Origin of the sequence: Candidatus Sororendozoicomonas aggregata, from assembly GCF_031528575.1 — a bacterium.
Classification (GTDB): Bacteria; Pseudomonadota; Gammaproteobacteria; order Pseudomonadales; family Endozoicomonadaceae; genus Endonucleibacter; species Endonucleibacter aggregata.
Genome location: NZ_JAVLSP010000007.1, coordinates 26,578 through 51,091, shown reverse-complemented (window position 1 = coordinate 51,091; position 24,514 = coordinate 26,578). Strand labels below are relative to the sequence as shown.

Annotated in this window: 26 protein-coding genes; 18 read left to right on the top strand and 8 right to left on the bottom strand. The window is 47.8% G+C overall.

Features of this window, described 5'->3' with window-relative positions:
• Positions 1-11: 11 nt before the first annotated feature.
• From V4C51_RS02600 to yihA, 3 genes are all read right to left on the bottom strand, one after another.
• Complete coding sequence (locus V4C51_RS02600) at positions 12-2,285, bottom strand: ABC transporter permease subunit (protein WP_330924567.1); 2,274 nt, start codon at positions 2,283-2,285, stop codon at positions 12-14.
• Between the two features lie 262 nt (positions 2,286-2,547).
• Positions 2,548-3,591, bottom strand: coding sequence for a UDP-glucose--hexose-1-phosphate uridylyltransferase (locus tag V4C51_RS02595; protein ID WP_330924566.1), 1,044 nt, complete (start codon positions 3,589-3,591; stop codon positions 2,548-2,550).
• A 115-nt stretch (positions 3,592-3,706) separates the two neighbouring features.
• The gene (gene yihA, locus V4C51_RS02590; RefSeq protein WP_330924565.1) at positions 3,707-4,345 is read right to left on the bottom strand and encodes a ribosome biogenesis GTP-binding protein YihA/YsxC; all 639 of its coding nucleotides are present in this window, start codon (positions 4,343-4,345) and stop codon (positions 3,707-3,709) included.
• A gap of 227 nt (positions 4,346-4,572) precedes the next feature.
• Here yihA and V4C51_RS02585 point away from each other — a divergent pair, with 227 nt between their 5' ends.
• From V4C51_RS02585 to V4C51_RS02560, 6 genes are all read left to right on the top strand, one after another.
• On the top strand, positions 4,573-5,187 hold the full coding sequence (locus tag V4C51_RS02585; protein ID WP_330924564.1) for a c-type cytochrome: 615 nt from the start codon (positions 4,573-4,575) through the stop codon (positions 5,185-5,187).
• A gap of 72 nt (positions 5,188-5,259) precedes the next feature.
• Positions 5,260-5,976 carry a thiol:disulfide interchange protein DsbA/DsbL gene (locus V4C51_RS02580; RefSeq protein WP_330924563.1) on the top strand — a complete coding sequence of 239 codons (717 nt, stop codon included), beginning with the start codon at positions 5,260-5,262 and terminating at the stop codon, positions 5,974-5,976.
• A gap of 51 nt (positions 5,977-6,027) precedes the next feature.
• The gene (locus tag V4C51_RS02575; protein ID WP_330924562.1) at positions 6,028-6,885 is read left to right on the top strand and encodes an endonuclease/exonuclease/phosphatase family protein; all 858 of its coding nucleotides are present in this window, start codon (positions 6,028-6,030) and stop codon (positions 6,883-6,885) included.
• A 115-nt stretch (positions 6,886-7,000) separates the two neighbouring features.
• Positions 7,001-7,579: an adenylyltransferase/cytidyltransferase family protein gene (locus V4C51_RS02570; RefSeq protein WP_330924561.1), complete on the top strand. Its 579-nt coding sequence runs from the start codon at positions 7,001-7,003 to the stop codon at positions 7,577-7,579.
• Complete coding sequence (locus tag V4C51_RS02565) at positions 7,576-8,187, top strand: NUDIX domain-containing protein (RefSeq protein ID WP_330924560.1); 612 nt, start codon at positions 7,576-7,578, stop codon at positions 8,185-8,187. Before V4C51_RS02570 ends, V4C51_RS02565 begins: the two co-directional genes overlap by 4 nt.
• A complete protein-coding gene (locus V4C51_RS02560; protein WP_330924559.1) occupies positions 8,180-8,710 on the top strand; it encodes a hypothetical protein in 531 nt (176 codons plus the stop codon). The genes V4C51_RS02565 and V4C51_RS02560 overlap by 8 nt, the downstream gene beginning before the upstream one ends.
• 132 nt (positions 8,711-8,842) lie before the next feature.
• Here V4C51_RS02560 and V4C51_RS02555 read toward each other — a convergent pair whose 3' ends face one another.
• The 5 genes from V4C51_RS02555 to V4C51_RS02535 form a co-directional block, all read right to left on the bottom strand.
• On the bottom strand, positions 8,843-9,724 hold the full coding sequence (locus V4C51_RS02555) for a C2H2-type zinc finger protein (protein ID WP_330924558.1): 882 nt from the start codon (positions 9,722-9,724) through the stop codon (positions 8,843-8,845).
• Between the two features lie 51 nt (positions 9,725-9,775).
• Complete coding sequence (locus V4C51_RS02550) at positions 9,776-10,660, bottom strand: C2H2-type zinc finger protein (RefSeq protein ID WP_330924557.1); 885 nt, start codon at positions 10,658-10,660, stop codon at positions 9,776-9,778.
• Between the two features lie 276 nt (positions 10,661-10,936).
• On the bottom strand, positions 10,937-11,809 hold the full coding sequence (locus V4C51_RS02545; RefSeq protein WP_330924556.1) for a C2H2-type zinc finger protein: 873 nt from the start codon (positions 11,807-11,809) through the stop codon (positions 10,937-10,939).
• A 260-nt stretch (positions 11,810-12,069) separates the two neighbouring features.
• Positions 12,070-12,957 (bottom strand): C2H2-type zinc finger protein, encoded by an 888-nt coding sequence (locus tag V4C51_RS02540; protein WP_330924555.1) that lies wholly within the window; start codon positions 12,955-12,957, stop codon positions 12,070-12,072.
• 301 nt (positions 12,958-13,258) lie between these two features.
• Positions 13,259-15,040: an aminopeptidase P family protein gene (locus V4C51_RS02535; protein WP_330924554.1), complete on the bottom strand. Its 1,782-nt coding sequence runs from the start codon at positions 15,038-15,040 to the stop codon at positions 13,259-13,261.
• A 184-nt stretch (positions 15,041-15,224) separates the two neighbouring features.
• Between V4C51_RS02535 and rpoZ the strand changes: the two genes are divergently transcribed.
• The 12 genes from rpoZ (at position 15,225) to V4C51_RS02475 (ending at position 24,363) form a co-directional block, all read left to right on the top strand.
• Positions 15,225-15,476 (top strand): DNA-directed RNA polymerase subunit omega, encoded by a 252-nt coding sequence (gene rpoZ / locus V4C51_RS02530; RefSeq protein WP_330924553.1) that lies wholly within the window; start codon positions 15,225-15,227, stop codon positions 15,474-15,476.
• Between the two features lie 78 nt (positions 15,477-15,554).
• Complete coding sequence (gene spoT, locus V4C51_RS02525; RefSeq protein ID WP_330924552.1) at positions 15,555-17,684, top strand: bifunctional GTP diphosphokinase/guanosine-3',5'-bis pyrophosphate 3'-pyrophosphohydrolase; 2,130 nt, start codon at positions 15,555-15,557, stop codon at positions 17,682-17,684.
• Positions 17,685-17,933: 249 nt separating this feature from the next.
• Complete coding sequence (locus tag V4C51_RS02520) at positions 17,934-18,320, top strand: RidA family protein (RefSeq protein WP_330924551.1); 387 nt, start codon at positions 17,934-17,936, stop codon at positions 18,318-18,320.
• Positions 18,321-18,650: 330 nt separating this feature from the next.
• Entirely contained in the window at positions 18,651-18,995 is a 345-nt protein-coding gene (locus tag V4C51_RS02515) for a hypothetical protein (RefSeq protein WP_330924550.1), read from the top strand.
• A 367-nt stretch (positions 18,996-19,362) separates the two neighbouring features.
• Entirely contained in the window at positions 19,363-19,671 is a 309-nt protein-coding gene (locus V4C51_RS02510; protein WP_330924549.1) for a hypothetical protein, read from the top strand.
• Positions 19,672-20,148: 477 nt separating this feature from the next.
• Positions 20,149-20,442 (top strand): hypothetical protein, encoded by a 294-nt coding sequence (locus V4C51_RS02505; RefSeq protein ID WP_330924548.1) that lies wholly within the window; start codon positions 20,149-20,151, stop codon positions 20,440-20,442.
• 102 nt (positions 20,443-20,544) lie between these two features.
• Positions 20,545-20,877: a hypothetical protein gene (locus V4C51_RS02500; RefSeq protein WP_330924547.1), complete on the top strand. Its 333-nt coding sequence runs from the start codon at positions 20,545-20,547 to the stop codon at positions 20,875-20,877.
• Positions 20,878-21,684: 807 nt separating this feature from the next.
• Positions 21,685-21,975: a hypothetical protein gene (locus V4C51_RS02495; protein ID WP_330924546.1), complete on the top strand. Its 291-nt coding sequence runs from the start codon at positions 21,685-21,687 to the stop codon at positions 21,973-21,975.
• 104 nt (positions 21,976-22,079) lie between these two features.
• Entirely contained in the window at positions 22,080-22,403 is a 324-nt protein-coding gene (locus V4C51_RS02490; RefSeq protein WP_330924545.1) for a hypothetical protein, read from the top strand.
• A gap of 261 nt (positions 22,404-22,664) precedes the next feature.
• Positions 22,665-22,976: a hypothetical protein gene (locus V4C51_RS02485; protein WP_330924544.1), complete on the top strand. Its 312-nt coding sequence runs from the start codon at positions 22,665-22,667 to the stop codon at positions 22,974-22,976.
• A 374-nt stretch (positions 22,977-23,350) separates the two neighbouring features.
• Positions 23,351-23,698, top strand: a complete 348-nt coding sequence (locus V4C51_RS02480) for a hypothetical protein (RefSeq protein ID WP_330924543.1) — start codon at positions 23,351-23,353, stop codon at positions 23,696-23,698.
• Positions 23,699-24,066: 368 nt separating this feature from the next.
• Positions 24,067-24,363 (top strand): hypothetical protein, encoded by a 297-nt coding sequence (locus V4C51_RS02475; RefSeq protein ID WP_330924542.1) that lies wholly within the window; start codon positions 24,067-24,069, stop codon positions 24,361-24,363.
• Positions 24,364-24,514 lie beyond the last annotated feature (151 nt).

Genomic DNA, 24,514 nt, shown 5'->3' with positions numbered 1-24,514 from the left:
TTTTGATGTACTCATATCCGGCTGTATCGTTGTCGTAATTGCTGACGAACTACGTCGGCCACTGTATTGAGCACAAACGTCACTACAAAAAGCATCAGCGCTGATAAAAATAATATTCTGTAATGACTACTGCCCACGGCGGCTTCAGGTATTTCTATTGCGATATTTGCTGCCATTGCGCGCATTCCATCAAACATACTGGCGTCCATAATCGGCGTATTGCCAGCGGCTATCAGTACAATCATTGTTTCACCAATGGCTCTGCCAAACCCAATCATAACACCGGAAAAAATGCCTGGGCTGGCTGTCAGTAATACAACGCGTGTCAGTGTCTGCCAGGGGGTTGCCCCCAGCGCCAGGGAGCCATCACTCAGGTTTTTGGGTACACTGAAAATAGCATCATCAGCAATGGAGAAAATGGTGGGTATGACTGCAAACCCCATGGCGATGCCAACCACCAGTGCATTGCGTTGTTCATAGGGAATGCCGAGGGTGTGGGTTAGCCATTGTTTCAGATCACCCTCAAACAGCCAGTTTTCAATAACACCGCCACATTTAATAGCAACCAGGCTCACTACTAGCACTACGGGTATTAAGATCAGGACATGCCATCCGTCAGGTGTTCTGGCGTGTCGTTGTTTTAAAAAACTGTCCCACATAAAAGCAAATAAAATAATACCCAGCGGGACAAACAGCAGTAAGGAAAGGAAGCTAGCGAGGTGCTTTTCCATCAAGGGGGCCAGCCAGATACCGGCTAGAAAGCCCAGAATAACGGTGGGCAAGGCTTCCATTAATTCAATGGTAGGCTTGACTTTTCGCCGAAAGCCAGGGGGCATAAAGTAGGCCGTATATATTGCCGAGCCAATAGCCAGGGGGATAGCAAACAATAGGGTATACAGCGCAGCCTTAAAAGTGCCCAAGGCCAGGGGTGTTAAACTAAATTTGGGTTCAAAATCAGTATTTGCAGCAGACGACTGCCATACGTATTCAGGCTCAGGATACAGTTCATACCATACTTTTTGCCAAAGGGCAGGCAAAGCTGCTTCAGGGTATGGGTTAGTTAATTGATAGAGGGAGACTTCATTGTCTGTACCCAAGAGTATGGTACTGTCATCAGGGGAGAGAGCAAGTTGCTCTATAGGTTTCTCAGCCAGTTTTTGGTTGAGCAGGCTATGGGGTGACGTTGTGTAAAATACCCCCAGCGTCCCTTGGGAGTCCGCGGCAATAAACCCCTTACTGTTTTGTTCAGGCACAATGTGGGTAATGGGGTGAGTGCCCAGTACAAACTGCCTTACCTTTGTGAAAGTGCGATCTTGCTGTTTTCTGACTAGAAACCATTGTGACAGTGTGCCACTTTCATTGCCTGCAATAAGTGATACTCCGCCAAGTAGCAGGGCTATCTGAGTAATCTTCTTATTATTTTCACTGAGTCTTACGGTTGAGTGGCGTTTTGGTTGGTTGATGTCGGCAATATCAAAGAGCGTCAGCTGGTTATTGTTGCTGAGGCTGTAGAGCCATTGCTGATCAGTGCTAATCAGTAGTTTCCTTATGGAACCGGAAACTGAACTCAGAGGCAGGGTAACCTTCCCTTGAGAGAAGGTAACATTGCTGGTTTGGTTATTTTTTTTGTGGTTTATATGCAAGAGGTGGACACCCTCGGAAGTGGCAGATGCTAAAACGAGTTGTCGGGAATTAGCCCTAATAGCCAGTGTTTTCAGAGGTGCTCCTGAGGCAGGAAGAAAAGGTTTTTTTCCGTACGGGTATTGAATCGCTGGTATTGTAACTTGTCTGTTTTTTTGCCCTCGGTCACTGAATTGAATCTTGAAAACCAGAGCTCTACCGTCAGAAAGAGCGGCAGCAAACAACCCGTTCTCGGTGTTCTCGCGGGTGATGGAGGTGATGGTTATTGTGTTGGGCAGCGCTAACTGCAGTGACTGTGAGGCTGGATGTCTGGTAGGCATCGCATCAAAAGATACCTTACCATAGGCGTCTATGCGAAAAACCAGGTTGGTTTTTGTATTCACGCCAGAATAAAGAATAGGAGTCACCTGAAAGGGCGTAGAGTAATGCGCTTGTTGATGAACGCTTGCCCTTTGGAATAATGGCATAACTTCATGCAGCAAATAAAAGAAAATCAGTAACGTTGCTGCTATGACACTCAAGCCGCCAGCTGCAACCCCCCACTTTACTGTCAGGTCTTTAGCCCGGCGAAATAGCGGATACCATGCTGGCGTGCGCACAGGTGGCGGCTTTGACGTGCTTTTATGCAGAGGCTTTAAATACATGGCGTGTAATAGCTGTCTTCTCTGCCAGCGCTCTTTTTTGAAGTCACTGTTATGACCTGCATGACTGAGCGTGAAAGTAGGTGCTTGGGTGAAAAATGGAACGGGGTTGTCACTCTAGGCAAAAAATATGACAAAAGGGTTACATTTCAGAGATTTCTCACAACAGTCATGATAACTGAATAGCCGTGGTCTTTTTCAGGAACTGTTCTGAAATAATAACCTCTTTTTCAGGTTCCTAATGTCAATAGAACCTGACATGTCATCAGGCGCTGAGGGAGTGGGTATCGCTAAGGTCGCGTAAATGCTCTGCTGCCTTCTCGGGAGTCAGGCCCCTTTGGGTTTCAGCCAGCATCTCAAAGCCCGTTGTAAACTTACAGACCGATGTGTAGTTCAGCAGCGGTGGATAAAAGTGAGCATGGAGTTGCCAGTGTGAGTCAGTACTCCTTCCATAAGGTGCACCGTGCCAGCCCATTGAGTAAGGGAATGGGGCTTCAAACAGGTTGTCGTATTTGGTGGTTAGCTGTTTAAGAGTAATGGCCAGTGACTGGCGTTCTTTGCGTTTTAGTTCTGGTAACCTCAGAACAGGACGTTTGGGTAACAGCATTGTTTCAAATGGCCAGGCTGCCCAGTGAGGCACCACCGCTAGCCAGTGATCATTCTCGGTTACGATACGCTCACCGGATTGTAATTCCCGCCTGGCGTACTCAATTAACATAGTGGTGTTGTGTGTGGACTGCCATTGTTTTTGCTGACTGTCTTCTGTTTGTACTTCGCTGGGTAAAAAATCTGTGGCCCAGACCTGACCGTGGGGGTGTCGGGTTGAGCAGCCTCTGGCTGACGCTTTATTTTCGAACACTTGAACCCACTGGTAATCTTTTCCTAATAAAACGGTTTGCTCTATCCAGGTATCCACCACGCGTTGAATTTCAATGGGGGTGAGTGTAGACAAGGTTTTATGGTGCTCTGGCGAATAGCAAATCACGCGAGCCGTCCCTCGGGCAGGAGCGATCAGGAAAAGGTTATCTTTATCGCCGGGTACAGGCGTGTTATCGAGCAAGGCAGGAAAGTCATCAGGAAATACCTGTGTATCGGTATAGTCAGGATTTTTGTTGCCGTCCATGCGCGTATTGCCGGGACATAGGTGGCACGAATGGTCATAGGGGGTTCCAGGTTTGGCGTGGATCTTTTCTACCTTTCCTTGCCAGGGGGGCTTTGCGCATTGAGGTGATACCAGTACCCAGCGGCCAGTGAGGGGATTGTAGCGGCGGTGTGGGTGATCTTTTGGATTAACGTTTGAATAATGCATGCCGGACTCCTGAGGATCTGAGTAACGGAGGTTACGATAAACTGTTTAGACCAGGGGTTACTGCCAGACAAGAAAGTGACCGGAATAATGCTGTTCCATCAGGGAGGGGAGAAGATTACTCTTCACCCGCTAAAGGGTCTTCGTCTTCGTATAGGAGCCACTGATCCAACTTACTTCCCAGTTCATCAACACCGGTTTTCTTGAAGGCTGAAAACAGTTGAATAGTCAGTAGAGGAAAGTCCCGAAATTCATTATGATATTTATTCAATACCTGCCTGGCTGCCCCTTGCTTGAGTTTATCAGATTTGGTCAGCAGGACGTGCAATGGCAGTTGGGAGTCAATGCTCCATTGCAGCATCATCTGGTCGAACGCTTTCATGGGGTGGCGAATATCCATCAGCAGTACCAGTCCAACCAGTGATTCCCGGTGAGTCAGGTAGTGATTAAGGTGGCGTTGCCATTCGTTTTTCATGGCTTCAGGCACTTTGGCATAACCATAGCCAGGCAGGTCTACCAGATGAACGCCCTGTTCAATGGTAAAGTAGTTAATGAGCTGGGTACGCCCGGGTGTTTTACTGGTGCGTGCCAGCTTACTGGAGCCTGTTAATGCATTGAGAGCGCTGGATTTTCCGGCATTGGAGCGCCCGGCAAAAGCCACTTCCCGGCCATTGTCCGGTGGGCATTGGCTGAGTTTTGCCGCACTTTTAAGAAACTGTGCCTTTCGGTAATTCAAAGAAGATTTGGGGTCGGTCATTTACGGATCGCTTTGCATGAGGCTTCAAAAGTAGAGGACAATAGAATAGTAATAGCCCTCTAGTATATACTGTGGCTGGTTTAGGGGGTATGCGTAAATGAGCTACTTGCTGACTTGGGGTGGGTACTCACTCTAACAGCTACTGGACAGCAGTGGTTTAGTAAAGTGTTATGAAAAACAAGTGCCATATGTGGCATATGTCTTAGTTGGGGCAGTTAATGAGGCTAATGAATAAAGCGGTTCTGTGTCTGATTGTATCCCTGGGGGCTTCAGGCTTGGCTTTTGCCAAGGGGGATGCGGCCGCAGGTAAAGTAAAGGCAGCGACGTGCGCGGCATGTCATGGTTCGACGGGCATCAGTATTGCGCCGAATTTTCCAACTCTGGCAGGTCAGGGGGAGCGTTATCTGGTAAAACAGATTACGGATATTAAAAGTGGCGCTCGCGCTGTGCCTGAGATGATCCCTTTCGTGTCTGATTTAACTCAGCAGGATATTGATGACCTTGCTGCTTTTTATAGCAGTCAGACACCACCTGCCGGGGCAACAGACCCTAAGTATGTTGCTTTAGGTGAAGAGCTTTACCGTGCTGGCAATGCCAAAAAAGGTATTCCTGCCTGTGCTGCCTGTCATTCACCTACGGGTCAGGGGAACGCCCTGGCGGGCTTTCCGCGGCTTGCTGGTCAGCATGCCCAGTATACTGCCAAGCAGCTCAGGGATTTCCGCGAAGGTGATCGGGTTAACGATGGTGACACCAGGGTGATGCGCGCCATCGCTGAGAAGTTGAGCAATAAAGACGTTGAGGCTGTTGCCAATTACATACAGGGATTGGGTGAGCGTCCATAAAAGTGAAAGCCTTCAGGCTTCCACTTTTATGCCCGGTGATTTTTTATATATATTCGAATATGGGAGTGCTTCATGCTGAAAATGGTGCGGTGCCTGTGGTTGCTGTTGTTGTGTCCGCTAGTGGTCAACGCTGAGGCTGCAAAAACAGAAAATATAATCAAACCATCGGCAGTGGTTCACAATAGTGCTTCTTTTAAAGAGGGTACCCACTATCGTGTACTGGACAAGCCTGTCCCAACACAGGTAACAGATGGCAAGATCGAAGTGGCCGAGGTTTTCTGGTACGGGTGCCCTCACTGCTATACCCTGGAGAGCGTTGTTAGCGCCTGGAAACCCACTTTGCGAGAAGATACACAATTTATCCGGGTGCCTGCGTTTTTTGGCCCTAATATCTGGAAAACCCATGCGCAGCTGTACTATACCCTTAAAAATATGGGGGTGCTTGAAAAAGTGCATGGGGCCATTTTCGATGAAGTGCAAAATAAGCGTAATTACCTGGAAAACCCAAAAGAGATGGCGAGATTTTTAAGCAAACGCTTTGGAATTAACAAAGCAACGTTTGAAAAGAATTACAACGCCATTGGTGTCACACACCAACTATTAAGAGCCTCCTCGGCCATCCGTGGTTATGGTCTCGCAGGTGTGCCGGCTATTGTTATTGATGGCAAATACGTTGTTGAGCCGGCCATGGCCGGGTCTCTCGAAAATATGACCAAGGTCAGTGATTTCCTGATCAGCAAAGTGCGGGCAGAAAAAGCCAAAGCCGCAGTACCTAAAGTGAAAAGCTGACACGATAGGGACGGATCTTCCGGCTTTCCTATTGCTTCCTGGGGGCCAGTCATGTCGATACAAACATTAAAAGGAGTTATCTCCCGGCGCATCCATCAGAAGGTTGCCCAACAGGTAAGTTGCTGTGAGGTAAGTTGTTGTGAATTACGCTTTCAGGAAAGAACATGCCTGGCCAGGCCCTTGCGGCTTCTCAGTTATAATATTCAGGTAGGCATTAACACTGAGCAGTATCGCCACTACGTTACACGAGGGTGGCAGCATGTACTTCCACACTCAGAGCGTATGGGCAACCTTGATAGAGTCGCGACTTTGCTGCCTGATTTTGATTTGGTAGCACTTCAGGAAGTGGATGGAGGAAGCTTGCGAAGTGGCTTTGTTAACCAAACGGAGTACCTGGCCTTAAAAGGGCGCTTTCCTTTCTGGTATCAGCAGCTTAATCGAAACTTTGGAAAAATTGCGCAACACAGTAATGGCTTTCTATCAAGAGTAAAGCCATTGATATTAGAAGACCATAAACTACCCGGGCTAATTCCAGGGCGTGGCGCGTTGATGGCAGAGTTTGGTTTGCCAGAGAAGCCTGTTCTTATAGTGATGATGCATCTTGCGCTGAGTAAACGTACACGGAATATTCAACTGTCCTATATCAGAGAAAGGATTCAAGGATATGAGCATGTTGTCTTGATGGGTGATATGAACACCCACGCGAACCAGCTGTTAAATGACTCCCCCCTGAAGCACACATCCCTTTTGCCATCGAGCAGCCAGGGACACACATTTCCCAGTTGGCGGCCTAAACTCTCCCTTGACCATATTCTGGTAAGCCCATCACTTACCGTGAAAGCAGTGAGTGTGCTCAAAGTACCGATTTCTGATCACTTGCCGGTTGCCGTTGAGGTTGCGTTGCCTTAGCCAGGAGCCTGTCGGACTTATGCTCGAAAGCATAAGTCCGACAGGCTCCTAGAAATATCAGTATTTTTCGTTATGCTCTGCTTGGTTTTCTATCATTCAAAACAGTAACAGGCACATGAAACAACTACAGCTCGGTGTTTTTGGCTCCGCATTTGACCCGCCCACCCGAGGCCATCTGGATGTGATCAGGCAGTCAGCTTCTCATTTCGACAGCATTCTTCTTGTGCCGAGCGCGTCCCATGCCTTCGCTAAAAAAATGCAATCCTTTGAGCATCGGATTGCTATGTTACAAGCCTTTATGGAGGCATTGGGCAATGTTGGTTGTCATCTTGAGCTTTGCTTTATTGAGGCTGAACTCCTGAAGAAAGCCCCGGATCAGCCGGTCTACACATTTGATGTGTTGTCAGCCCTTGAAGCTCAGTATTGTGAAGACATAGCGATCAGTTTTATCAGGGGGCCTGATAACGCTGATCCTCAGGTGTGGCATAGTTTTTATAAAGCCAGGGCGATTGAGCGGCGCTGGGGGATTTTTACCGCACAGCAGCAAGTAAGTGCAAGAAGTAGCCAGGTGAGGGCACTTATGGCCGGTCAGGGGCCGGGGGAGGTCACTCACAAGCTGTTAGCCCCCTTGCTATTGCCAACCGTCAGTGACTATATCTTACGAAACGGTTTATACCTTGAGGAATCACAATGAAACTGTCGGATCTGGGTTATCAGGATGTTGAGCAGCTCAACGAACAACAGCTGCTTGACGGCTTTCTGGACGTTCGCAAGTATACGCTGCGCCATAAACGGTTTGATGGTGGCGTGAGTGAACCGCTCGAAAGAGAAGCGTTTTTCAGATCGCCATCGGTGGGTGTGATTCTCTATGATACCGCTGTGAACAAGGTCGTTTTGGTGGAGCAGTTCCGAATGGGGCCTTACCTGTCAAAGGATGACCCCTGGCTACTGGAAATCGTAGCGGGTATGACGGAGCCAGGTGAAAACGCAGAGGAAGTGGCACACCGTGAAATCAAAGAAGAAACCGGGCTGACAGTCAGGCAGCTGATTCCTATCTTTGATGTCTACTTGAGTCCTGGCTGTTCCAATGAAAAAATGACACTGTATTGCGGGCTGGTGGATGCGGGTGATGCAGGGGGGATTTATGGGCTTGAGAATGAGGGCGAAGACATCAAGGTGCATACCCTAGAGCTAGAACAGGCATACCAGATGCTTGAAGACGGGCGTATCGCTAACTCACCCGCTGTGATAGCTATTCAGTGGTTAACGTTACACCAGAGGGAGCTGACTGACCATGTATAGAATGGTATTGCCACACTTGTTATTAATAGCAGGCTTACTGCTTTCAGGTTGCCAGTTTGGTTTATCCGGGTTATATAAAGACGGGTTTCCAGGGACGGCCACCTGGACAGTGTTGCCTGTATTGAATTTCTCACAAAAAGAAGGCGTTAACGTCGATGTTGAGCGGATGATCACTGTCCTGCTCCCTTCTGTTGGCGTAGAAAATCCTCAGCTTTTTCATGGCGCCTCAACGCAGACGCACAGCAGAGTGGCTGATGCCGCCCGGTTGAGAAGTGGTGAGGATTGGGCACATGTTCAGGGTGCTGGCTTAGCTATTGGTGGAGAAGTGCAGCAGTGGCAAGTGAACAGCAGCGGTCATGGCGAAGTAGCGCTGAGCCTGCATGTCAACGACGGCTTGTCAGGCAAAACCTTGTGGAGTATCAGTGGCTCCAGCACAGGGCTGCCAGGGGAGAATAACCATGAGATTGCCCGGCGACTGATATTGGATCTATTGCAGTCTTTGCCCGTCCAGAAGCGGCAGTGATGCCTTTTCCGGGGTAATTAGCATAAATAAAGTGGTCCCCAACAATCAAACAACCGCAGTGGTTAGTCAAGCTCTGATTGATGGTTCGTCACGCTCGCTACCTGCTCAAAATAGACCTGATCGGGTGTATTATTACTCAACCACGGAGGTATTATCAGAGGGGGCACCTTCTCCCCATGCTGCCATTAGATCGCCGAAATCCAGTGGGTTTTTAGGCAATACAAAAGAATTCTCCCCTGAGCTTGGTGTAACCGCTACCACTTCTACTGGGAACGCTTGAACGTTGTTTGTGCTTGTGCTTGGCCCGGTGGGTGTAATTGCCGCTACCGCTTCCTCTGCCGCGGCCGCCAGAGCGGCTATTGTCGTTTCAATTAAAACGACGCTTTCACCCGTATCATCACTTATCTGCGTTGCCCTGGTGACTGTACCCGTCTCTGTCGATCTTGATTCATGGGTGACAGAGCTGATCCTTTTACCATCACGGGTTTGCTGCGTAGTAATGGATACTTCGGGGGGCGGCTGTGCATTAAAGGATGCTCCGGGGGATTGCCGTGTACTAAGGGATAATTGAAGCTCCCTGCTGCAGTCAGGGTGCTCCTTTTGTAAGTGTTTCAGGTAGGTTCTTTTAAGCCTGAACGGATGTGTTTGACAGAAAGGGCAATCAAAACGTGAGAAAGTACCACACTTGTGTGACCTCAAACCGCTCTTTTGTCTGAATTTTATACCACAACCAGAGCATACATAGGGCTTTTCCCCAGTATGAATTCTCTCGTGTGTCTGGAGGGTGGTCAATCTGTTAAAGTTTTCCTGACAGTAATTGCATTTAAAGGGTTTTTCTCCAGTATGGGTTTTGAGGTGCTGAGCAAGACCGGTCTGTTGGTTAAATTTCTTTGGACAGAAAGTGCATTTATAGGGCTTTTCTCCGGTATGGATTCTCTTGTGTACCGTTAAGTTGCTCGACGTGGTAAAACCTTTTCCACAGTGATTACAGATATAATCTTTTGGCTTTAGCATACAGGCTCCCAGGCTCGCTGCCTGCTCAAAATAGACCTGACTGGTGTATTATCATTCAGCCACTGATGTATTATCAGGGGGGTCACCCCATGCTGCCATTAGATCGCCGAAATCCAGCGGATTTTGAGGCGATACACCAGAACCCTCCCCTGAGCTTTGGGAAAGCGCTACCACTTCTACTGGGAACACTGGGAACGCTTGAACGTTGTTTGTGCTTGTGCTTGGCCCGGTGGGTGTAATTGCCGCTACCGCTTCCTCTGCCGCGGCCGCCAGAGCGGCTATTGTCGTTTCAATTAAAACGACGCTTTCACCCGTATCATCACTTATCTGCGTCGCCCTGGTGACTGTACCCGTCTCTGTCGATCTTGATTCATGGGTGACAGAGCTGATCCTTTTACCATCACGGGTTTGCTGCGTAGCAATGGATACTTCGGGGGGCGGCTGCGCATTAAAGGATGCTCCAGTGGGTTGCTGTGTACTAATGGATAATTGAAGCTCCCTGCTGCAGTCAGGGTGCTCCTTTTCTAAATGTTTCAGGAGGGTTCTTTTAAGCTTGAACGGATGTGTTTGACAGAAAGGGCAATCAAAACGCGCGAAAGTACCACACTTGTGGTTTTTCAAGGTACCCCGTTGTGAGAAGGATTCACCGCAAGTAGCGCATTTATAGGGTCTTTCCTTAGTGTGGGTTCTCTCGTGTCTCTTGAGGTGGCCTGACTCGGTAAAGGCTTTCCCACAGGAATTGCATTTATAGGGCTTTTCTCCGGTATGGGTTCGCACGTGTGTAGTGAGAGCATCCTGTCGGGAAAATCGCCTATCACAGATATCGCATTTATAGGGCTTTTCTCCGGTATGGGTTAGCTGGTGCCGTTTTAATGTGCCAGCATCCGAAAACGTCTTCTCACACACCTTACAGATAATTTTTTTTGGCTTTAGCATACAGCCTCCCTGTTTCGCTGGGAATAAGCAGATTTTTTGAAAGTGCAGTTTATCAAGACTACGGACAGTTTTCCCAGGCTGCTTCTAAGAAGCTGTGAAGTGGTCCCCAACGATCAAACAACCGCAGTGGTTAGTCAAGCTCTGATTGATGGTTCGCCAGGAGCCTGCCGGACTTATGCTTTCTCGCGCTTTCTGGATTTCAGGCCGAAATTGTCTTAAGTCCGACAGGCTCCCAGGCTCGCTGCCTGCTCAAAATAGACCTGATCGGGTGTATTATCACTCAACCACGGAGGTATTATCAGAGGGGTCACCTTCTCCCCACGCTGCCATTAGATCGCCGAAATCCAGTGGGTTTTTAGGCAATACAAAAGAATTCTCCCCTGAGCTTGGTGTAACCGCTACCACTTCTACTGGGAACGCTTGAACGTTGTTTGTGCTTGTGCTTGGCCCGGTGGGTGTAATTGCCGCTACCGCTTCCTCTGCCGCGGCCGCCAGAGCGGCTATTGTCGTTTCAATTAAAACGACGCTTTCACCCGTATCATCACTTATCTGCGTTGCCCTGGTGACTGTACCCGTCTCTGTCGATCTTGATTCATGGGTGACAGAGCTGATCCTTTTACCATCACGGGTTTGCTGTGTAGTAATGGATACTTCGGGGGGCGGCTGTACATTAATGGATGCTCCGGGGGATTGCTGTGTACTAATGGATAATTGAAGTTCCTGGCTGCAGTCAGGGTGCTCCTCTTGTAAGTGTTTCAGGAGTTTTTTTTGAAGCCTGAACCACTTTGGACAGAAAGGGCAATCAAAGCTCGCACCACACTTGTGTACTGTCAAACCGCTCTTATGCCTGAATTTTTTACCACAAACAGAGCATACATAGGGCTTTTCCCCAGTATGAGTTCTCTCGTGTACCTGGAGGATGGACAATCTGTTAAAGCTTTTCTGACACTGATTGCATTTAAAGGGCCTGTTTCCGGCATGGATTTTGAGGTGCTGAGTGAGACCGGACTTTTGGGTAAATTTCTTTGAACAAAAACTGCATCCATAGGGCTTTTCTCCGGTATGGACTCTCTCGTGTATCTTTAAGTCGCTCGGCTTGGAAAAACCTTTTTCACAGTAACTACAGATATAATTTTTTGGCTTTAGCATACAGGCTCCCAGGGATAAGCAGATTTTTTGAAAATGCGGTTTATCAAGACTACGGACAGTTTTCCCAAGCTGATTCCAAGAAGCTGTTCACAATCTTTTATGAGCGGCAACCGTCGACAAAAGTCGCCTTTTTTCCGATTTTCTTCGTTACATAGTGAAATGATCCCCAACAATCAAACAACCGCAGTGGTTAGTTAAGCTCTAATCAATGGTTCGTCAGGCTCGCTGCCTGCTCAAAATAGACCTGATCGGGTGTATTATCACTCAACCACGGAGGTATTATCAGGGGGGGCAAGATCATCTTCTCCCCATGCTGCCATTAGATCGCCGAAATCCAGCGGGTTTTGAGGGAATACACCAGAATCCTCCCCTGAGCTTTGGGAAAGCGCTACTACGCCTACTGGGAACGCTTGAACGTTGCTTGTGCTTGTGCTTGGCCCGGTGGGTGTAATTGCCGCTACCGCTTCCTCTGCCGCTGCCGCCAGAGCGGCTATTGTCGTTTCAATTAAAACGACGCTTTCACCCGTATCATCACTTATCTGCGTTGCCCTGGTGACTGTACCCGTCTCTGTCGATCTTGATTCATGGGTGACAGAGCTGATCCTTTTACCATTAGGGGTTTGCTGCATAGCAATGGATACTTCGGGGGGAGGCGGTGCATTAAAGGATGCTCCGGGGGGTTCCTGTGTACTAAGGGATAATTGAAGCTCCTTGCTGCAGTCAGGGTGATCCTCTTGTAAATGTTTCAACAAGGTTCTTTTAAGCTTGAACCACTTTGGTGGACAGAAAGGGCAATCAAAACGCGTCTTAACACCACACTTGTGTTTTTTTAAAGAAATCATTAGGTTGAAGCGTTCATCACAAACAGTGCAGACATAGGGCTTTTCCCCAGTGTGGGTTCTCTTGTGTCTATAAAAGACGCCCGATTGGGCAAACTCTCTCCCACAGTGATCGCATTTATAGGGTTTTTCTCCGGTATGAGTTCGGAGGTGTACAGTGAGATGACCCTCTTGGGTAAATTGCCTATGACAGAGATGGCATTTATAAGGCTTTTTTCCGGTATGGATTCGCTCGTGCCGTTCTAATTTGGCAGTCGTGGTAAAAGCCTTATCACACTCTTTACAGGTATATTTTTTTGGCCTTGGCATACAGCCTCCCTGTTCCACTGGGGATAAGCAGGTTTTTTGAAAGTGCAGTTTATCAAGACTACAGGCAGTTTTCCCAGGCTCGCTCTAAGGGAAAACATCAACAAAGGATGTGAATCACTAAACCCGCATGATGCGTGCGGTTAGAGTGCCTTCCATAGAGTGTGGTTCCTGTACACTCCCTGTACAGGATGACGGCGCGGGGTGTATTTCAGCGTTTCGCGACAGTCTCTTTAGTTGGGGGAGCAGTCACAACAGCTTTTTCAGTGCTTGTGGATAATTCTGAGCCCGGATTTACCCACCTTTAAATAGCAGCTGTTACTTTTTGCAGCCAGGCCAGGTCATCGCCACTGAGTAGGGGTGATAATGCCTCCCGCACGTCCTGATGATAGCTATTTAGCCATTGAAGCTCTTGTTCAGATAACAAAGAGCGCTCAAGGGGACGGGTATCAATGGGGGCTAAAGTAAGATGCTCGAGCTTGTAGAACTCACCAAACTCTGTGGTGATATCTTCAGACACCCGCATAATGTTTTCGATACGCACACCGTGTTTGTTATCACGGTACATTCCTGGCTCATTGGTCACCAGCATACCCGGCTCAAGGGGGGTATCAACCCATTTGGCACCGATGCTGTGTGGCCCTTCGTGCACATTCAGGAAGTAGCCTACGCCATGGCCTGTGCCGTGGTTATAGTCCATGCCCAGTGCCCACATGGGCTGGCGCGCCATCATATCAAGCTGGATGCCGTATGTGCCTTTTTTGAAGCGTGTAGTGGCCAGGTTGATATGGCTTTTCAGCACCAGTGTATAATCGCGTTTTTCTTCGTCGGTCAGCTCGCCACAGGAGAAAGTGCGAGTAATATCCGTGGTTCCATCAGGGTATTGTCCGCCGGAATCCACCAGCAGCAGCCCTTTAGGTTTTATGGTTAAACAGGTCTTTTCTTCTGCCCGGTAGTGGCAGATGGCACCATTGGCCGCGTAGCCGGCAATGGTGGGGAAGCTCGGGCCTTTGTACAAAGGATCTTCAGAGCGAATGGCCTGAAGTTTGTTATCAAGCTCCACTTCATTGACACGGCCCGTTGGCGTGATCTCGTCCAGCCAGCGAGAGAGGCGGACGATAGCCGCGCCATCCCGACGGTGGCATTCGCGCATAAAATCAATCTCTTTGGTGTTTTTAATGGCTTTATGCAGGGTTGATGGTGAGGCCGCCTCAACGATGTTCACGGACGCGGGTACGGCATTTTTCAGCCAGCAGCTGGTGGTTGCGGGAGGTAGCTGAAGCTGGCTGTCCGCAGGCAGATTAGCGAGGTCCTCAGCGATAGCATCATAGGCGCGCAGCTCAACCCCAGAGGCGGTCAGCGCGGCCAGGGCATCAGCCTCAATTCGGCTGTCATTCACATACAGAGAAACCTTTTCACGGGAAAACAGGGCATAGGCCAAAAAGACCGGGTTGCACGCTACATCACTGCCACGCAGATTAAATAGCCAGGCAATATCATCCAGTGTGCTGATTAACAGGTGATCAACCTTTTTTTGAGCCATTGCCTCGCGCACAGCGGCGAACTTATCATCACGGGTTTTTCCCACATAGCGCTCAGCATGCGAAAAGACAGGCTCGGCTGGCATTGCGGGACGGTCTGTCCAAGCCTGCGCTAATAAATCTTTGTCACAGGTTATCTGAAAAGAAGCGCCTTCAATACTTTTTTCCAGACGGCGGGCGGCAGCAACGCTCATTGTTTGGCCATCAAAACCGATAGTACTCTCCGCATCCAGTTGTTCAACCAGCCATTCACCCATAGTGGGTACGCCGGGGTTGCCCTCACGCATGAGTTCAATGCCTGTTCCTTCCAGTTGTTGCTTGCCCTGGATAAAATAGCGTCCATCGGTCCACAATCCTGCCTGATCCTTCAGGACTATCAGCGTACCAGCACTGCCGGTAAAGCCTGATGCCCAGGCGCGGCCTGTCCAGTGGTCTGCCACGTATTCACTCTGATGAGGGTCAGAACTCGGGATAACCCAGGCATCTATTTGTTGCCTGGCCATTTCCGTGCGCAGAGCTACCAAACGTTCCATTATTGTATTCATTCGAGGCTCCAGATATTTTATGAGATTAAACGTTGGGCTGACTCTCTCAGGCAAGACGGGTTCCTGTCAAGGTTGTTTGAGTGATGATCAGTAGCAGCGCCCATTGAAGCTTGTTTGCATGAAGGCGGTAAAGTAAACTGTAAGGTCGGCGAACTTACTTATAACTTCCGGCGATGGAGTATATATGGCTCGAGTAACTGTTGAAGATTGTCTGGATCATGTGGACAACCGTTTTGAATTGGTAATGGTTGCCTCCAAGCGTGCCCGCCAGCTAACCATTGGTGGCAAAGACCCAAAACTGGCCTGGGAAAATGACAAGCCCACGGTCATGGCATTGCGCGAAATTGCTGAAGGGTTGGTAACGGCCAGAAATGTTGATGAAAGCAACCTCAATGACGATGAGGCGTCTTTGTTTTTATCCGGTGTTGAAGGATAATTTTCCATCCAAAAGTGAGTGATACCTATAGTCTAATAAGGCTGAGGCCAGTTGTAATCTGCACGGGAGGAGCGGGGTTTGCTGACCATCGATGAGTTTGCCAACTGCCTGAAGTCCTATCTGAGTACTGAGCAGGTTAACCTTGTTCGCCGGGCATACTATTTTGCGGAGCAGGCCCATGATGGTCAAACCCGTCGTAGTGGTGAGCCGTATGTCACCCACCCACTGGAGGTCGCCTCTATTCTGGCTGACATGCATATGGATCATGCCAGCCTGATGGCTGCCATGCTTCACGATGTTATTGAAGATACAGGGATTGAAAAAAAAGCGATTCAGGCTCAGTTTGGCGAGGTGGTCGCTAACCTGGTCGATGGCGTCAGCAAGCTGACCCACATCCAGTTTGAAAACAAAACGCTGGCACAAGCAGAAAATTTCCAGAAAATGGCGCTGGCCATGGCACGCGATATTCGTGTGATTCTGGTTAAGCTGGCTGATCGGCTGCATAACATGCGGACTCTCGGTGTTTTGCGCGCTGATAAACGCTCTCGTATCGCAAAAGAAACGCTCGACATTTACGTGCCCATTGCCAACCGGCTGGGTATGCACACGTTGCGTATTGAGCTTGAGGATCTTGGCTTCTCTGCCATGTACCCCATGCGCTCCCGACTGATTCACCGGGCTGTTCAACGGGCACGGGGTAATCAGAAAAACCTTCTCTGCCAGTTACAAAAAGCGATAGCGGCCCGTCTTGAGGACGAGGGGCTCAATGGCCGTGTTGTTGGTCGGGAAAAACACCTGTACAGCATTTACCAGAAAATGCGTAATCAGCGTAAGTCGTTTTCTGAAATCATGGACATGTTTGCCTTTCGCATTATCGTCGATAGTATTGATGGCTGTTATCGGGCGCTGGGTATCAGCCATAACCTGTATAAACCGATTCCCGGGCGTTTTAAAGACTACATTGCGATTCCCAAAGCGAATGGCTATCAGTCACTGCACACCACGCTATTTGGCTTGCACGGTGTTCCCATTGAAATTCAGATTCGCACCCAGGAAATGGAAGATATGGCCAACAATGGCATTGCCGCTCACTGGTTGTATAAAAATGATGATGAAGCCCTGTCCGGCAGCCATGCCCGTACTCGCCAATGGCTAAAAGGTGTGCTGGAGATGCAGCGAAATGCGGGAAGCTCCCTGGAATTTATCGAAAATGTGAAAATTGATTTATTCCCGGATGAGATTTACGTCTTCTCGCCCAAGGGCCATATCTTTCAGCTACCGAAAGGGGCGACAGCCGTTGATTTTGCCTACGCTATTCATACGGATGTGGGTAATGCTTGCGTCGCCTGTCGTATTGATAAACGACTGGCCTCACTCAGCCAGCCCCTTCAAAGTGGGCAAACCATTGAAATTGTCACAGCAGCAGGGGCAAGGCCCAATGTTTCCTGGCTGAATTTTGTCATAACCGGTAAAGCTCGCTCTAATATTCGTCTGTTGCTGAAAAATCAGCAACACAGTGAATCCATTGCCCTGGGACAGCGACTTTTGAATAACGCCCTGATGAGTTTTAATGCCTCTTTGGGCAGTATCGCTCAGCAAACCATTGAGCAACGCATTGCCCAGCTGGAGGTTGAGAGCATGGAGGCGCTACTGGAAGAAATAGGGTTGGGCAAGCGAATGGCTTATGTCACAGCAAGGCTCTTTGCTGACCCCTATACGGGTGCTGAACAGAAAAGCCGGCTTGAAAGCCCTCAGCCTGAAGCGCCCTTGTCGATTCAGGGAACTGAAGGCATGGTTATCAGTTTTGCCCGTTGTTGTTATCCGATACCGGGCGACCCTGTTGTGGGGCGCGTAAGTTCTGGCCGGGGTATCGTGATTCATACTGACAGTTGTAACAACATAGCTGATATTCGCTATAACCCCGAGAAAATTCTGGAGGTGGTTTGGGATAAGGATGTCAGGGGAGAGTTTACTGTTGGGTTACAGGTAGAGCTTGAGCCGCAGCGTGGTATGATTGCCCTTATAGCGACCAGTGTTACCGATATGGAAGGGAATATCGAAAGCATTAACCTGGAAGCAAAAGATGCTTCCTGCTCTCAGGTTCAGCTGCTTGTCAGTGTCCGTGACCGCTTGCATCTGGCAACAGTGATCAAGCGATTAAGGCGGATTAAAGGCATACACTCTATTACACGGTTAAGAGAGGCCTGAATCGTTGGGTTAAAAAATTAACTTAACGTTTTTTTTGAAGCTCGCCCTACTGACTTTTAACACTGCTTCTAAGTCCGACAGGCTCATCGTCGACGTTATGGCGTAGCCGCTATCTGGAACTCAGGCCACAGGTAGTGAAAATGCCACCAATTAATCGGGTTGCGTTATCTCATTGTCAGCGATTGTTGACGTATAGCCGCTCCCGCTCTAGTATCAGAGCCTTTCTCTAATAAATAAGTGGTAGTCCATATGAGCAACCGGCAGATTATTCACACGGAAAAAGCTCCCTTAGCCATTGGCACTTATTCACAAGCCGTAAAAGCTGGCACCACTGTGTATATTTCCGGCCAGATCCCCCTTGTTCCCGAAACCATGGCGCTTGAAGCCGGTGACTTTAAAGCGCAAACTCGCCGTTGCTTTGAAAACCTGAAGGCTGTCGCGGAAGCCGCAAGTGGTACCCTGTCAGATGCGGCGAAAGTGACTATTTACCTGACCGACCTGAGCAACTTTGCGGCCGTTAATGAGGTGATGGCTGAATATTTCACCGAACCCTATCCGGCACGTGCTGCTGTTGGTGTGAAGGCGTTGCCAAAAGGTGTCCCTGTAGAGGTGGATGCCATACTTGAACTTAAGTAATTAATACTCAATTCTTTTAACTACGCTACGGTTGTGCCGCCCGGTTCGATATTTGTCAGCGCTTACCGTGGTTATACCAGCGGCCTTTTCTAACTCCCGTAATGAAAAGGCAGTACCAACGGAACCGGGAGACTCGTTTTAAAAAGCATGTGTCATGAATCATGACGATTTTGTCATGCTGCAAGTCTATGCGGTATTTTCTATCCTGAAATGTGCCTGAACAAGTGTTGACACCCTCCCCGACGTGAAGAGGGTGTCGCGAAACGCTTAATTTTCTCCATCGTCATCCCGTACAACTCACCTTGGTATTGCTTTACACTGGAGTCTGGTATGAAAAAATACATTCTTTATTTGAGCCTTCCTGCCCTGATGCTGTGGGCAGCCTCGAACGTCTATGCGGCAAGTACTTGTCAGGGAGATGTTAATGCAATGCGCAAAGCCATTGACAGCAGTAGGTACCATTGGCTGACTACGGAAAATGGTATTTTGATTAGTAAGGTTCTTGGCACTGTCATCAGCCGTGACCCTGAGGTGTGTGGCTCATTGGGAGTGGGGAGAGGTTTTTCTGAAAAAAATCTTCATCAGTATGACTTATCTTGGAAGAGAGGTAACTGGGAGGATACACTTGTCGCCTCAAGTAATAGTGGGCTGTTTTCTGACAATACAGACAAGTAGACCCAATGTTGGCTGGGCAGTGGGTCGTACTCCTGTCCGGTTTAAACGGCTATATCGACAATGAGCGACTGCCTTTTCAACCCACTGATAACATCAATCTTTCGACTCCCACACGGTTCGATAAAGTCGGTTTGAGAAAAGGAAGGCTTTCACTTATTTAAGGGTTTTGATTAACCGTGTGTTCGTAATGATTTTCATCCTTTAATCATGGCTGACAGAGCCAGAACGCACAGGCCCATTTCATACTGGAAACAAGGGCTTCTTTCAGGCTCATTTCATAGTGGACAAGGCGTTGCCTTATTAAATAACAGCGTCTATGTTTACCCTGTACACCTTCACTTTTTATTGCTTTATATCGGAGTTTAATATGAAAAAATACATCCTCTATTTCAGCCTTCCTGCCCTGATACTGTGGGCAACCTCGAACGTCTACGCAAGTACGTGTCAGGAGGATTTTAATGCAATGTCTAATGTCATTAAGAGCAAACATACCCTGTCTACAAAAAATGGAATTGAGATTAGTCAGCTTTTTGGCCCTGTCGACACCATGGGCGCTGAGGCGTGTGGCGCAGCGGGAAATAGTTCAAGTTCGTTTCATCGTTATTCTTATAAATTGTCTTGGGTGATGGGTAACTGGAGGGATACACTTATGGCCGCTGGGCCACTGGGCCACTGAGTGGTAGCAGGGCTGTTTTCTGATAATACCGACAAGTCAATTCAATAAATAGCAATGCCTTTGTTTATTCTATACGCTTCCACTTGGCATTGCTTTATATCCGAGTTTGGTATGAAAAAAAACATCCTCTATTTCAGCCTTCCTGCGCTGATAATGTGGGCAGCTTCGAATGTCTGCGCAAGTTCGTGTAAGGAAGATTTCCATAAAATGAGTATTGTCATTATGAGAGATAATACCCTGTCTTCAAAAAATGGAATTAGGATTAATCGGCTTTTTGGCCCTGTCACCAGCCGTAGCGCTGAGTCGTGTGGCGCGGGGGGAGAAAGCCCATGGGCTCATCATTGTGTTAATTTTTATCGTTTGTCTTGGAAGAGAGGTAACTGGAAGTCTACGCTTATCGCCGTTAAGGGGTAGCAGCCAACGTCTGTGTTTATTCTATACGCTTCCACCTGGTATTGCTTTATATCGGAGTTTGGTATGAAAAAATACACCCTCTATTTCAGCCTTCCCGCCCTGATACTGTGGGCAACCTCGAACGTCTATGCAAATTCATGTCAGCAAGATTTTAATAGAATAGACAGGGTCACTAGTCACTGGGGTTACATGGAGACGAATAATCATGTTGTTCTCAGTGAGGTGTCTGGCCCTGTCACCTACAGTGGCGGGAAGTGTCGTGCATGGGGAAAGGAGCCAAGTATTTTTCAGACTCGTTTTGCATTGTCCTGGGAGAGAGGTAACTGGAGGGCTACACTTATCGCTAATTACGGGTAGCGGGGCTGTTTTCTGACAGTACGGACAAGTCAATTCAATAAAGCAACGTCTACGTTTATCCCGCATACCTCCAACTTTCATTGCTCTACACTGGAGTTTGGTATGAAAAAATATATCCTCTATTTCAGCCTTCCTGCGCTGATAATGTGGGCAGCTTCGAATGGCTATGCAAGTTCTTGCAAGGAAGATTTTAATGCAATGAGAGAAGTCATTTACACAGATGGTTACGTGACTACAAAATATGGTTTTAAGATTGGTGATGTTTATGGCCCTGTCACCAGCGTTGGCGATGAGTCGTGTGGCGCAGGGGGGTTCCCTATAAATCTTATGCATTATTGTTATTATAAATTGTCTTGGAAGAGAGGTAAGTGGAGGGCTACACTTATTGCCACTTTGCCACCCCCTCCACTGAGTGGTAACAGGGCAGTTTTCTGACAATACAGGCAAGTCATTCAATGTTGACTGGGCAGTGGGTCATACACCTGTCCGGTTTAAACGGCTATATCGACAATGAGCGACTGCCTTTTCAACCCACTGATACCATGAATCTTTCGGCTCCCACACATTCGATAAAGCCGGCTTGAGAAAAGAAGGTTCTCGCTTGTTTGGGGGTTTTTATTAACCGTGTGTTCGTGATGATTTTCATCCTTTAATCATGGGTGATAGAACCGAATGCACAGGTTCTTTCATACTGGAAACAAGGGCTTCTGTATTAGAGACGACTTTGCCTTCTTAAATAGTAGCGCCTATATTTAGTCTGCATAGTTCCACTTTTTATCTCATTTCATCTCTTTTCATCTCTTTTCATTGGAGTCTGGTATGAAAAAAATATCCTCTGTTTTAGCCTTGCTGCCCTGATACTGTGGGCAGCCTCGAATGTCTATGCAGCAAGTACGTGTCAGCGAGATTTTAATGAAATGCGTAATTCCATTAAGGGCGATCGTATCCTGTTTTCAATAAATGGAATTGCGATTATTCAGCTTTTTGGCCCTATTACCAGCCGTGGCGCTGACTCGTGTGGCGCAGTGGGAAATAGTCCAAATTGTTTTCATCGTTATTCTTATAAATTGTCTTGGAAGATGGGTAACTGGGGGGATGATACACTTATGGCCGCTGGGCCAATGGGCCACTGAGTGGTAGCAGGGCTGTTTTCTGACAGTACCGACAAGTCAATTCACTAAAGCAACGTCTACGTTTATCTCGCATACCGCCATTTTTTATTGCTTTATATCGGAGTTTGGTATGAAAAAATACACCCTCTATTTCAGCCTTCCTGCCCTGATACTGTGGGCAGCCTCGAATGTCTATGCAAGTTCATGTCAGCAAGATTTTAATAGAATAGACAGAGTCACTAGTCACTGGGGTTACATGGAGACGAATAATCATGTTGTTCTCAGTGAGGTGTCTGGCCCTGTCACCTACAGTGGTGGGAAGTGTCGTGCATGGGGAAGGGAGGCAAGTTTTTTTCAACCTCGTTTTGCATTGTCCTGGGAGAGAGGTAACTGGAGGGCTACGCTTATCGCTAATTACTAGCAGGACTGTTTTCTGATAATACCGACAAGTCCATTCAATAAATAGCAACGTCTACGTTTGTCTCGCATACCGCCACTTGGTATTGCTTTATATCGGAGTTTGGTATGAAAAAATACGCCCTCTATTTCAGCCTTCCTGCCCTGATAATGTGGGCAACCTCGAACGTCTATGCAACAAGTACGTGTCAGGGAGATTTTAATGAAATGTGTAATTTCATTAAGAGCCATCATACCCTGTCTTCAAAAAATGGCGTTAGCATTAATCAGCTTTTTGGCCCTGCCACCAGCCGTGGCGCTGAGTCTTGTGGCGCAAAGGGAGAAGGCCCACGGGTTCATCATTGTATTAATTTTTATCGTTTGTATTGGAAGAGAGGTAACTGGAGGGATACACTTATCGCCAAATACCCTGTCTTCAAAAAATGGCGTTAGCATTAAGCAGCTTTTTGGCCCTGTCACCAGCAGTGGCGCTGAGTCGTGTGGCGCAAAGGGGCATAGTTCAAATATGTCTCGTGCTTATTCTTATAACTTGTCTTGGAAGAGAGGTAGCTGGAGGCATACACTTATCGCCACTGGGCTACTGAGTGGTAGCAGGGCTGTTTTCTGACAGTACCGACAAGTCAATTCACTAAAGCAACGTCTACGTTTATCCCGCATACCGCCACTTTTTATTGCTTTATATCGGAGTTTGGTATGAAAAAATGCATCCTCTATTTTAGCCTTCCTGCCCTGATACTGTGGGCAGCCTCGAACGTCTATGCAGAAAGTACGTGTCAGCAAGGTCTTCATGCTATGACGATGACCATTTTCAGAGATGGTTGGGTGAGTACAAAAAATGATGTTATCCTCACTGAGGTTTTTGGCCCTGTCACCTACAGTGGTGGGAAGTGTCATGCATCGGGAAGGAAGTCAAGTAGTTCTCATATTCGTTTTGCATTGTCTTGGGAGAGAGGTCACTGGGGGCGCACACTTACCGCCTCGAGGGTTAGCAGGGCTGTTCTCTGACAATACAGACAAGTCAATTCAATGTTGACTGGGCAGTGGGTCATACACCTGTCCGGTTTAAACGGCTATATCGACAATGAGCGAGTGTCTTTTCAACCCACTGATACCATGAATCTTTCGGCTCCCACACATTCGATAAAGTCGGCTTGAGAAAAGAAGGTTCTCGCTTGTTTGGGGGGGTTATTAACCGTGTGTTCGTGATGATTTTCATCCTTTAATCATGGGTGATAGAACCGAATGCACAGGTTCTTTCATACTGGAAACAAGGGCTTCTGTATTAGAGACGACTTTGCCTTCTTAAATAGTAGCGCCTATATTTAGTCTGCATAGCGCCACTTTTCATCTCTTTTCATCTCTTTTCATTGGAGTCTGGTATGAAAAAAAATATCCTCTGTTTTATCCTTCCTGCCCTGATACCGTGGGCAGTCTCGAATGTCTATGCAGCAAGTAAGTGTCAGCGAGATTTTAATGAAATGCGTAATTCCATTAAGGGCGATCGTATCCTGTTTTCAATAAATGGAATTGCGATTATTCAGCTTTTTGGCCCTATTACCAGCCGTGGTGCTGAGTCGTGTGGCGCAGTGGGAACTAGTCCAAATATGCTTCGTCGTTTTTCTTATAACTTGTCTTGGAAGAGAGGTAGCTGGAACGATACACTTATCGCCACATACCCTGTCTTTAATAACAATACTGCGGACAGTTTTAGACAGTCTGGTGCCTGATGCTACAAGGTCTACAACTCAAGGGGATGATTTTATAGTAACTCAACGGTAGGCGTGAGTTACCATAAAATAACGATACACCTTCGTGCCTTTGGCAGCCGTCGGCTTTAAGCATCAAAAACTGTCCGCGGTATTGTAATAAATAGAATTAGGATTAATCGGCTTTTTGGCCCTATCACCAGCAGTGGCGCTGAGTCTTGTAAAGCATGGGGAGTAAGCCCATGGGTTCGTTATTATCGTCTTTCTTATCGTTTGTCTTGGACGAGAGGTAACTGGAAGTCTACACTTGTCGCCGTTAATGGGTAGCAGCAACGTCTGTGTTTATTCTATACGCTTCCACCTGGTATTGCTTTATATCGGAGTTTGGTATGAAAAAATGCATCCTCTATTTTAGCCTTCCTGCCTTGATAATGTGGGCAGCCACGAATGTCTACGCAAGTTCGTGTAATGAAGATATTGGTGACATGAGAGTATCCATTCAAATCACTGGTTACGTGATGACAAAAAATGGTATTAAGATTAAGAAGATTTATGACTTTGCCACCAGCAATGGCGATGAGTCTTGTGAGGCAAGGGGAAAAGGCCCATATAATCTTTCTTATAGTTTGTCTTGGGAGAGAGGTGACTGGAGGTCTACAATTATCGCCTCCGATCCCACTGGATAACGTGAATCTTTCGACTCCCACACGGTTCGATAAAGTCGGCTTGAGAAAGGAAGGTTTTCACTTGTTTGAGCGCTTTGATTAACCGTGTGTTCATGATGATTTTCAGCCCTTAATCATGGGTGATAGAACCGAATGCACAGGTTCTTTCATA